7 protein-coding genes are annotated in these 6527 nt (G+C 38.7%); 5 read left to right on the forward strand and 2 right to left on the reverse strand.

All coding sequences use genetic code 11. The annotated features are described in order from the left end of the window. Window positions 1–391 precede the first annotated feature (391 nt). The 3 genes from Q7U95_RS05525 to Q7U95_RS05535 all read left to right on the forward strand — a co-directional run bounded on the left by Q7U95_RS05525 (window position 392) and on the right by Q7U95_RS05535 (window position 3018). Window positions 392–1012 (forward strand): Ltp family lipoprotein, encoded by a 621-nt coding sequence (locus Q7U95_RS05525; RefSeq protein ID WP_308752589.1) that lies wholly within the window; start codon window positions 392–394, stop codon window positions 1010–1012. Between the two features lie 238 nt (window positions 1013–1250). Next, complete coding sequence (locus Q7U95_RS05530) at window positions 1251–2183, forward strand: hypothetical protein (RefSeq protein ID WP_308752591.1); 933 nt, start codon at window positions 1251–1253, stop codon at window positions 2181–2183. Window positions 2184–2331: 148 nt separating this feature from the next. Continuing rightward, a complete protein-coding gene (locus Q7U95_RS05535; protein WP_308752593.1) occupies window positions 2332–3018 on the forward strand; it encodes a hypothetical protein in 687 nt (228 codons plus the stop codon). A gap of 240 nt (window positions 3019–3258) precedes the next feature. Here Q7U95_RS05535 and dinB read toward each other — a convergent pair whose 3' ends face one another. Next, window positions 3259–4569 carry a DNA polymerase IV gene (gene dinB, locus Q7U95_RS05540; RefSeq protein WP_308752595.1) on the reverse strand — a complete coding sequence of 437 codons (1311 nt, stop codon included), beginning with the start codon at window positions 4567–4569 and terminating at the stop codon, window positions 3259–3261. After that, on the reverse strand, window positions 4493–5011 hold the full coding sequence (locus Q7U95_RS05545; protein ID WP_308752597.1) for a hypothetical protein: 519 nt from the start codon (window positions 5009–5011) through the stop codon (window positions 4493–4495). Before Q7U95_RS05545 ends, dinB begins: the two co-directional genes overlap by 77 nt. Before the next feature lie 100 nt (window positions 5012–5111). Between Q7U95_RS05545 and argC the strand changes: the two genes are divergently transcribed. Continuing rightward, window positions 5112–6155, forward strand: coding sequence for an N-acetyl-gamma-glutamyl-phosphate reductase (gene argC, locus Q7U95_RS05550; RefSeq protein ID WP_308752599.1), 1044 nt, complete (start codon window positions 5112–5114; stop codon window positions 6153–6155). A gap of 35 nt (window positions 6156–6190) precedes the next feature. After that, window positions 6191–6328 (forward strand): hypothetical protein, encoded by a 138-nt coding sequence (locus Q7U95_RS05555; RefSeq protein ID WP_308752601.1) that lies wholly within the window; start codon window positions 6191–6193, stop codon window positions 6326–6328. Window positions 6329–6527 lie beyond the last annotated feature (199 nt).

A 6527-nucleotide genomic window follows, 5' to 3' on the forward strand; every position in this document is an offset into this window, starting at 1 on the left:
ATTATTTTATAGATCAAAAATATGTTCAAGTTAGAGCTGACAAAGGATATTATATTAAATTTTTAATCGATAGAATTAGGAAAATATAAAATAAGGAGTTTGAGAGAGAGGGAATTCACCCCTTTAATTCCCCTCTTCCCCCTCCCTCAAATTGAGAAAAAGAAATTTGAAAATTTTATAAAACAATCCCGACTGTGGTCGGGAAAAGAAAAGGAATACATCAGCTAACACCGTGTATGAGGTTCGGTCATTCCCCGAATGACCTCTCCCATATCCCGTATTCTCGGGACATCTCATACACGGATACGTTATACGAAATTCTCTTTTGTGAAACAATAACATTAAGGAAAATTTTGCCACATTTTATTATTAATTTTTAAGGAGCAGAACTATGAAAAACTCAAACGAGCAGTCTCAAGGGCAGACTAAAAAGTGCCCTAAGTGCCAAGAGGATATTCAGCTTGGTGCAAAAAAGTGCAAGCATTGCGGAGCCGATTTAAGAAATTGGTTCGTTAAGCACAAAATAATTACCGGCATTTTAATTTTGTTTGTAATTGGCATTATCGGTAGTGCTATGGGAGGCAATAAAGAAACTTCCAACAATTCTAACGGCACTGCAAATTCAAATACTGTTCAAGAAAATAAAAAAGAGGAACCAGCTGAAACTCCTGAAGAAAAGCCAGCACCAGCTAAGGATGCAACCGTTCCAGCCGAGTATAAATCTGCCCTTAACAAGGCCACAACATATGCCAACACAATGCATATGTCAAAGCAAGGTGTTTATGATCAGCTTGTTTCAGAATATGGCGAAAAGTTTTCAACTGCCGCCGCACAGTATGCAATAGACAATATGAAAGCTGATTGGAATGCAAATGCTTTAGCTAAGGCAAAAACTTATCAGGATACTATGAATATGTCACCAGCTGCCATCCACGACCAACTGACTTCTGAATATGGTGAAAAATTCACGCAAGCTGAGGCAGATTACGCTATTCAACACCTTAATGACTAGTGTGTTGAATTAAGATAAAAAGTGCCAAAATTAAATTAGATTTTTTTCACAAAAGAGAACTCAAGGGGACGCTACGCTTTCGCTCCATTGCGTTCCGCTCACCCTCGCACAACACAGCGTATGCGGTTCGGGGCTCGGCTCGCCCCTCTCCCATATTTTTGCTCCCGTTGGTCGCAAAACATCGCATACGCTGGAACGTTAGGCGAAACTGCCAAATTTATACTTAGGAGATTTAATTATGGACAGGACTCAATATGGAACTATCGTAAAAATGTTTTGTAAACCACTTGTCAGCAAGGTGGAAGGAATTGACAATTACTTCTTACGGGAGTTATGGATGACAATTTTAGATGCAACTGAGCGGTCTTTAAGTGGAATTTTATTTTTCTCACCTACTGAAACTAGTTTCGACAAAGATATTAATAAAGAAGATATTCAATTCTGGTTCAAAAAGGTATCTTTGTGCTTTGTTTCTTGGATTTATTATTTTTACACAATGGAACAGAGAAGGGATTTAATAAATAAAGGTTACCTTTATCTTCAAGGAGATTCTTGCGGTGGCAGAATCTTAGATGTTTACGAGAGCTTATTTGGAGTAAAGCCAAATACTCAAGAAGTTATTAGATATTCATTAGGATTGAAAGAAGATGAAGAGAAGGCGCTAACTATATCTGGTGCTTATGAAATGGCGATGGACTCAGACTTAAAAGATTACCAAACTATCGGGAGTGAGTTATTGGAAAATATATGGCACGAAAACATAAAGGATTTTAAATTAAAAAGTGGCTATGGGGAAAACTGGGATTTTAGTTCAATAGACAACCCGTTGGCTAAGAAAATGTTTTTTATTGGTGCAAGACTTTGGCAAGCCCATCAACAAATTATCCAACCGTTCTTAATGAAAAATCCGATTGGGAAAGCACCAAAATGGTATCGTATTGTTCCAATTAGTTATGGGCTGGGATCCATAATAATTATGGCTCTCGTGTTTTACTTTTTTGGCAGTAATATAATTACTTGGATTATCGGAGGCATTTTGCTATTCATTGCATGGTCAAATTTAAAGATTGGATTATTTGGAAGTAAAAAGTTGATTGATGAATTAACCCAAGATAAAGGTAAATCTTTGACTAAAGAAGTTGATGAAGAGTCGAAGAAATTTCTTAAATGAAAATAACAAATGTTGAAAAAGGTAATTTGGCAACTCCGCCTAACAGCGGATAAAAGGCTTCGCCATGCTTCGCCCAAATTGCCTTCGGCAACTTCTTTTATCCGCATACCGTTAGGCGAAAGTTCAGCCTTTAAAGGAGGGAAGACTCGTGATTATGAATCAAAATTCTAAAGAGATATTTGAGGACTGTCGTGAAACAATCGTAATGTACTATACATACCTTCATTTAGGTTACTTTTACTCTCAACTTTCTAAACATGAAGACCTTTCATGCAAATCTAGGAATATTTGGATAGATTTTGGTACAAATAAGTATCTTCTGAGAGAAAACATTATCAAAAGATCTTTGGCAGACATGTATAAGAAATCCCAATCACCTGATTTTTTCTCTCATTTGATTTTAAACAATTCCATTCGAGGCATAACTATGGCATTGTTTGAGGCACTAAAAGATGCGGAGATAAAGAACTTATTTTTAGAACACATCTTTAGAAACGATGAAGAAGCTTATAATAATTTTGAGGGAGTAGTTCGATTTATAAGAAACACCTTTTCTCACAATATAAGAGATAGAATAGAGTTGAGGAAAAAGGATTATGAAAAACAGAGGGATTATCTAAGAAAGAAAGGAAAATACACTCTTAATTTCTTTTTTGATTATGCTAAATCTTCTATCCCTATAAGTAGAGAGAACTATACTGTAGAAATAGACATAGATTTCAACCAAATTGAAGATAGAGTTGTTTATGCAGATATAATTTTAGAATACCAAACACTATTGTTTATTGAACTTTGCTATAAGTGTATGGAATATCTAAAAGATAAATTGGGCTAAACCATCGCCTAACAGAGCGTATCAGGCTCCGTGCCTTCGGCACTCCGCCCAAATTCCCCTTCAGGGAACTTCAGATACGCTCGAAACGTTAGCCAAAATGACGCTTCGCTTTCCGCCTTCGGCGGAACATTTTGGCTATCAACGGATGAACGGCTGAAGCCCAAATGCCCCTGACGGGGCACTTCGCTCATCCGCCAGACGATATGAGAAATCTTATAATAAAAATCCTTTTATAAAAATTTACTCCACCTTAGGCATCTCATGGCTCAAATACTTTTGAGTCTGAAATGTCTCTCCATAAAACACACTCTCTTCTCCAAACTTCTCCTTAATCTCATCCAGTGTTTTATACAGCTTTTTATTTCTCTCAAATTCAGGGAGAAGGGAGGTTTGGATGTATTCTTCGGCGGTGATTCCGAATACGGTTACGCCAACTAAGCGAACGGGCAGGCGAAGGGGAAAGTAGCTTTCCAAGATTTTGGTAATTTCCTTGAAAATAATCTTTGTCTCCGATGTTGAAAAGTTGAGATTTTTTTGTTTAGAAGAGAAGGTTAAATCCGAAAAGCGAAGTACCAATCCAACCTTTGTTGCAAGTAGCTCCCTTTGTCTTAACTGATAGGTTACTTTATCACAAAGGTTAAGGAAAATTGCTTTTAAAACGGTAGGACTCGCTGTGTTTTTGCTCAATGTTATGGACTTGCTCAAGGATTTAGGCAAGGGGTTTTCTTCCATAGTCTTAACTCGTCTGTCATCCAATCCCCAGGCGGCGTTATACATATATTGTCCGGTTATTCCAAAACGCTTTCTTAAAAGATCTGGCGATGTTTTGGCAAGTTCCCCAATGGTTCTTATTCCGAGGACGTTTAGCTTTATTTTTCTTTGGGGACCGATTCCGGGTATCTCCTCAATTTTGTGGCTCCAGAGGCACTCTGGCAGCTCATCGGGTGACACGATAACCAAACCATCCGGCTTTTGCCAGTTGGAGGCCATTTTAGCTACGAGCTTGTTGAGGGCGATTCCCACCGAACAGGTTATCCCAAGTTCTTTTTTAATCTCATCTTTTATGGACATTCCTATCTGTTTTGCTCCTCCAAAGAGCGACGCGGTCTTTGTAATATCCAGAAAGGCCTCATCAATTGAGTAGGGCTCAACTAAATCGGTGTATTTTTCAAATATTTTCAAGAAACGCCTTGAGAGCGTGGCGTATTTATGGGGATTTCCGTCAATTAGAATGGCTTTTGGAATCAATTTCAGAGCCTCAAAGGTAGGCATACCAGCTTTAATACCCATTGTTTTCGCCTCATAACTTGCGGCGGCCACGACCGAGCGTTTTCCTTTTGGGGTACCATAGGGGTCGGCCAGAACCAGCACAGGTTTTCCTTTTAAATGGGGTCTGTGGGCCTGCTCCACTGAAGCAAAGTATGAGTTCATATCTACGTGCATAATGATACGCTGTGCCTGCTGATAGGCAGGGTTAGAAGGTGGTCTCCAGTTTTTCGAGACGCCAAATATAGGTTTTGGTATTGAAGGAAACTTCGAAGTAGCTCCCATTTTCTATCACCAAACTTAAATGAAGAATTTCCGCGTTTCCGAGTGAGCTTTTCCAAGTGCCGGTTATTTCTTTAACGCGGTATGTTTTATTGTTCCAACTTAACTTAACTGGTTTTACCTCACCTTTTTTAAAAAGGGCAATTACCTCAACGGGTTCATCTATCTCTACCATGATAAAACTAATATAGAACATATGTTCGACAAAAGCAAGAGTGGAGTTAAAAGATGTGAACATAGAACAGAGAGCACCGAGAAAAAACAAGTCAACCAGCAAATGGTCATTGCGAGGGAGCGTGGCGACCGAAGCAATCTCATAAACAGAGCAGTCTTTAGAGATTACTTTGTTATCCAACGTAACGTTGGAGTTCTTGTAATGATAATCAGAACGAATAAATACTGAAAAATAAAGGAGCAAGAGGTATTTTTGTGTAAATTTAAACAACAAGTAGAAATCTTTTTCTTAAATACTTGAATATTTCTTGACAAATATTCAAGTATTATGTATATTATGTCGATATAATAAGAAAAATAAGGAGAAGGATATGATAAACGTTGGAATAATAGGAGCATCGGGATATACCGGCGCCGAATTGTTGCGGCTGCTCACAAATCATTCCGAAGTGAAAATATCTTATGTAACGGCAAATAAGTATGCGGGCCAAAAAGTTTCCGCTCTTTACCCTAATTTTTACGGCATATGTGATTTGATGTTTGAAAAATTTGACTCAGATATAGCAAAGAAAAAAGCCGAAGTGTTCTTCGTTGCTCTTCCTCATGGGACGTCTATGAATGTTGTTCCCGAGCTTTTGGGAGAGAATCGAAAGGTTATCGACTTAAGTGGCGACTTTCGCTTTCCTAAAAAAGATGTTTATGAAAGCTGGTACAAGATGCCCCATAAGCATCCCGAGTTGCTTGGCTCCGCTGTCTATGGTCTTTGTGAAATTAATCGGGAAAAAATTAAGGGGTCAGATTTTATCTCAAATCCGGGTTGTTTTCCAACCGGTTCAATATTGGCTGTTGCGCCGTTACTAAAAGAAGAGATAATTTCTGAGAGTGATATCATTATCGATGCTCTTACGGGTGTCTCTGGAGCTGGTCGGAGCGCGAACAAGGAGACTCATTACTGTTCTTGTGATGAAAACGTTAATTCATATAAGGTTGGTGGAACTCATCAACATATCCCTGAAACAGAACAAGAGATGAGTAAAATCTCAAACAAAGAGGTAAAACTTACTTTTACCCCGCATCTTGCGTCTTTTTCAAGAGGAATTTACAGCACGATATATTGTAAATTAAAAAAGGATATTTCAACGGAAGAACTCTTAAAAACCTATAATGATTTTTATAAAAATCATTATTTTATTAAAATTTTACCGAAAGGGGTTTATCCTGAAATTAAATCTGTTGCCGGTTCGAACTTTTGTCAGATAGGGCTTGAAGTTGATGAGCGAACGGGTCGGGTAATTGTAATTTCGGCAATCGATAATTTAGTTAAAGGAGCCTCAGGACAGGCAATTCAAAACATGAACTTAATGTGCGGATTTGATGAGAAAGAGGGTTTGAAAGCGGTAGGTCTTGTACCTTAAAAGTAGCAGATGCCTGCCCGCCTCTGGCGGGGCAGATGGCTTATGGCAGATGGCAGATGGCTTATGGCAGATGGCTGATGGCTGATGGCAGATGGCTGATGGCAGATGGCAAGAAAAGAGTAAGGGGTAAAGGGGAAAAGGTAAGGTTAAAAACAAATCAACTAAAAAGCTAATAAGCTAAAACCGGGAAACTCCCAACTATCAACTGCCGACTAATAACTCCCGACTAACGGAGGAAATTATGTCCAAGATAAAAGTTATAAAAGGCGGAATAACAGCTCCTGCTGGTTTTAAGGCCGCGGGGGTTTCGTGTGGAATAAAAGCAAGCGGTAAAAAAGACGTTGCTATTGTTTTTTCGGAAGCTCCGGCCAC

This window comes from Candidatus Oleimmundimicrobium sp., assembly GCF_030651595.1.
In the GTDB taxonomy this organism is placed as follows: Bacteria; Actinomycetota; Aquicultoria; order UBA3085; family Oleimmundimicrobiaceae; genus JAUSCH01.